Consider the following 4,283-nt stretch of genomic DNA (forward strand, 5'->3'; position numbering starts at 1 on the left):
CAGTTCCAGATACGCATGCTCCGCCCGGGTCCGGCCGGCGGTACCCATCGCCTCCACAGTGCCCGGCCCTTCCCTCGGTTCAAAAGGTCATGCTTCCCCACCCGATTCTAGATATATCAGACATCGCAGAAGGGATGAGGGACCTTGGAGAACTTCAATAGGCGGTGCCAACGACTGGATCAGTCAGAGTGGTGTCGGCGGGAGCCGGATACAGAGATATGGCAAGAAACGGACTCTCCGGATTGCCCAACTCCCCTTCGCTAGGGCCGATGTTCCAAAGAAGCTGCAGGAGTAAGCGAATGACTGTAAACCGTGACAGTGCCCAGCACTACGTCGATCAGCTCGCCGAGAAGCTCGGCCGGGCCGTGGCCGTTGATGACCGCCATCGCCGCTTCGTAACCTGCAGTCGTCATTTCGGCGACGTGGACAGTCTGCGCGTCAACGTGCTCGTATCGCGTCACTTGGATGACAAATCGTCCGCCTACCGATACAGCTTTGTGGACGCAGCAAACCTCAGGGGCCCGGGCCGGGTTCCCGAGAACGACGACCTCGGAATTACCGTCCGGCGCTGCTATCCGGTGCCGAGCAACGACGGCTGTATGGGTTTCTCCGCCACGCAATGAGCGAGGTGCCGCCCTGTTCGCCCGAGGAGTACGCGGCGGACCTGGCGAAGGTCACCGAGGGGCGCAACGACCCGGAGCTGACCGAGGTCCTGGTCCATGAGGCCGCCCCGGGCCTGCGCTGGCTGCACTCGGTGGGCTTGAAGTACCGGCTGATGTACGAGCGGCAGGCGTACAAGCGCGAGGACGGCAGCTACCTGTTCTGGGGCGGCCTGCACGTCGGGAACGTCGACGGCGGCGAGGGCCTGATGCACGACCACGTCACGGTCGCCGAACAGCTGGGCACCGAGGTCCGCTCTGGCCAGGACGTGTTCGGCCTGATCGTCGAGGACGGCGCCGTGCGCGGGGTGAAGGTCCGCCAGGCCGACGGCAGTGTCGAGGAACTGCGTGCCGAGTCGGTGGTGCTCGGCGCCGGAGGCTTCGAGTCCAATCCCCAGAGGACTTCCGCAACTACACCTACGCAAAGTACGGCAAGGTGATCCTGCAGCAGCCCGATTCCGTGGCCTGGCAGGTCTTCGACGCCACCCTGCGCCCGATGCTGCGCACCGAGGAATACGACATGCCGGGCATTTCGGTTCAAACCGCGGACACCATCGAAGACCTCGCCGCAAAGATTGGCGTCGGCCCGGACCGGCTGGCCAAGACGGTCAACGACTACAACACCTCGATCGACACCAGCATCCCCTTCGACCCGAATATCAAGGACGGCCGGCGGGCCGACACCACCCCGGCCAAGAGCAACTGGGCCACGCCGCTGGAGACCGGACCGTTCTACGCCTACGGGGTGACCTGCGGCATCACCTTCACCTTCGGCGGCCTGAAGTCCGATACCCACGGGCGCGTCCTGGACGAAAAGGGCGGACATATCCAGGGCCTCTACGTCTGCGGCGAAATGCTCGGCGGCCTGTTCTCCGGGAACTACCCCGGAGGTTCCGGCCTGGCCGCCGGCGTCGTCTTCGGACGCCGCGCCGGAACAATCGCCTAACAACCCGGGCTGTCCCGACCGGGACGGCCCGGACCGGGACCGGAAACACCGCCACGGACCGCGGCGGGGCGGCACCCATGATGATCACCCGGATCATCGACCATCGCCACAACAGGACCGCCCCGCCGCAACACCGCGGAAACAACTCACCGACAGGAGACAAAGCTGGACAAGACCCGCACGCTGCCCAAAGGCAAGGCCGGGAACACCGGCACGACCGGCAGCCTGCCGCCGGCTGCTGCACCGGCCACGAGCCGGCATCCCGATGCCACTACTGCTGCCGGACCCCTGAGCACAGAGCCGACCACCGCTGCGACGGCGCCAATGGCCCTGCACCCCAGCCGCCGGGGTGCAGGGCCATCACCGAGTCCGCCAACCCGGACCTCGGCGATAACACCGGCGGCGCGGACAGCTGCCGGCACCGCCTGGTGACCTACCTACCGCCCGGCCAGGCGGGTCCAGTACCACTGATACTTAATCTGCCCGAGGTGCTACGGTGTCGTGTCCCCTAGAGCGCCTGGTCAAAGGCCGATGATCGGGAGGGCAGCCGCCGCCGGAGGATTCGCGTCCCACAAGACGGTCCCCCAGCGCAGCACTCCCCCGCCGGTGCTGACATAGTCGCGGTTGTCGGCGCTGCAAGGGCTCAGGTTCGATCGCACATGACACCCCGGGCGTTTCCTATATTTGCCCATTTGCCGAGAATGCTCCGATTTTCCCGGTGTCCACGGGTTGGCGCCGATAACAGCCTCATTGATGTCCCTGCACCGGATCTTCATCACCCGACCGGCCTTCGGTCGGAGTTGATGTCCCGGACGTACGAACCCGTCCCGGGACCGTTGAGGCCCCCCATGAATCCCCAGAGGCCGCTGCTTCGTTCCTCAAAGAATACAGAGAAAGTGGCGGCGGAGGGCGCGAGCCTGCGGGTGACCCGTCCCCGGATCCGTGGGTTTGATCGGGGTGTTGGGCCGCGCAGTGGCTGCTTGGATTTTGGGTCGGCTCCGCGGGACCTCCTGCAGGTTGGCGGGAACCTGCAGGGATGGCGGTACGCCCGGTTCCCGGGGCCTGCCCATCGGCCCGTGGCGGGGTGCGAAGGCGCACGGGATGACCGGGCGGAGCCCGTCGAGGCACCGAACTGCGGTGTCCGCCAGTGGATGGGTACGGAATTTCGTGTTCCGCCTCCTTTTGGGAATATTCGTGTGCGTGCTCCGGGTTCAGGAGCGGGTTCGACGCCAGTGGATCCCTTCCTGCAAAATGATCCGGCGCCCTTGGCTGCGGTGCACGTCGACGCCTTCGGCGCGGGCGGCATACGACCGCCGAAATCGCTGCTTTGTTTAACGTGGCCCGGTCGACGGTGCACCGCGTCGTCCAGCGGACCCCATAGGCACTGCGAGACGAAATGTCTTTCGGTCACATATCGGGCTGGCAGGATAGGTCGAGTCTCCGTTCGGGGGAAGGTCAACAACGTCGAAATCGGCCGTCCTGCGACGGTGCCATCCTGGCTATATCAGCGGCCGCACTGCTGGCTGGATTTACCGGCCTCAGCATTGGACAGGCGGTAGAAACAGGCCACCAACGACACCCACCTTGACCGAGCCATCCCGCATCCTGACCCGGCGCTACAGTGACCGAGCCCGCCTCGATGCCGCAACCGAGGGAGCGCTGTGTCGAACGCTCCAGCTTTCGCGCCCAAAGCCGGCTTCATCGGGCAGTGACGCCCCATAGGTCCACAATTGCCCGGGCAAGTGCGAGGGCCAGGCTCCCAGCTGCGATCCACACCCCGGCAAGCTGCAGCCGGTATGACTTCTTCTGCTGGTCCTGACTGACCGATGACATCCTTCGCTTTCCTCCTTCGGGCGGAGGAACATTGTAGGCCGCTCAACCTGCTTCCCGGCCGCGCGTCGCCGCGGCCCGCGGACTGCGCACAGAGCATCCACAGCCGCCGCGCCGTAGCGCGGCAACCTTGCCGGGAGAGGTGTATAACCGATCCACCGAAATCCGCCGGCGCGTCCTGACGGCCGGGTGTGTCGGCGGCAGGAATGGCTCCTTCGGTGGATTTACCGTCCCTGGTTGTGCAAGCGGACCGGCCGCTGTCCGCAAAGATGGCGTCCGGCCCGCTTTGGTCCCGCGACTTACAGGCAGGGACTCAGTACCTTAGCTCCCATTCCTTGGAAGTACGGAGATGTGGGACGACGCCGGCGCATACGCCGGCCTCTGGGACCCTGAATTAGTGACTTTGAGTGGTCTCGTGGCCATGACCTCGGAGTTCGATATGCACTCCATCATCCTTGTGGAACAACCTTCGCCCCTCCACGCCGTCCAGCTGGACCCATAGGAGAGCCCCATCAGGAGCAGCTGCATCAACAGTGCCCGTGCCGAGATGCCGGCCGTCTTCGATGACGCTGACGGTTTGTCCTCGGGAGAAGGATTTCCAAGGCAATATCCGACTGCGGGGCTCGTCACTGGTCACGGCAGACAGTGCTTCAACCGCAGTTTCGGAGGTCGCAGGCTTTCCTCCATCGGGCTTTGGCGGCACCATCATGGTTCGGCCTACCAGCCGCGCTCGGCGAGGCGGTGCGGGGCCGGGATCTCGTCCACGTTGAGGCCGACCATGGCCTCGCCCAGGCCGCGGGAGACCTTGGCGATCACGTCCGGGTCGTCGAAGAAGGTGGTCGCCTTCA

At 65.2% G+C, this 4,283-nt stretch carries 3 protein-coding genes and 2 pseudogenes; 4 read left to right on the forward strand and 1 reads right to left on the reverse strand.

The genetic code is table 11. The features are described 5' to 3' along the window. Positions 1-299 precede the first annotated feature (299 nt). The 4 genes and pseudogenes from ACFQ36_RS21055 to ACFQ36_RS21070 all read left to right on the forward strand — a co-directional run. Entirely contained in the window at positions 300-623 is a 324-nt protein-coding gene (locus ACFQ36_RS21055) for a hypothetical protein (RefSeq protein WP_377017229.1), read from the forward strand. After that, complete coding sequence (locus ACFQ36_RS21060) at positions 620-1,099, forward strand: FAD-binding protein (protein WP_377017231.1); 480 nt, start codon at positions 620-622, stop codon at positions 1,097-1,099. Before ACFQ36_RS21055 ends, ACFQ36_RS21060 begins: the two co-directional genes overlap by 4 nt. Beyond that, positions 1,096-1,605 carry an FAD-binding protein gene (locus tag ACFQ36_RS21065; protein ID WP_377017233.1) on the forward strand — a complete coding sequence of 170 codons (510 nt, stop codon included), beginning with the start codon at positions 1,096-1,098 and terminating at the stop codon, positions 1,603-1,605. Before ACFQ36_RS21060 ends, ACFQ36_RS21065 begins: the two co-directional genes overlap by 4 nt. A 1,288-nt stretch (positions 1,606-2,893) precedes the next feature. Continuing rightward, positions 2,894-2,986, forward strand: a pseudogene (locus ACFQ36_RS21070) (helix-turn-helix domain-containing protein); the annotation flags it as partial. Between the two features lie 1,166 nt (positions 2,987-4,152). Here the strand turns inward: ACFQ36_RS21070 and ACFQ36_RS21075 are convergent. Further along, positions 4,153-4,283 (reverse strand): annotated as a pseudogene (locus ACFQ36_RS21075) (pyridoxal 5'-phosphate synthase lyase subunit PdxS); the annotation flags it as partial.

It is taken from the genome of Arthrobacter sp. GCM10027362 (genome assembly GCF_042679445.1).
In the GTDB taxonomy this organism is placed as follows: Bacteria; Actinomycetota; Actinomycetes; order Actinomycetales; family Micrococcaceae; genus Crystallibacter.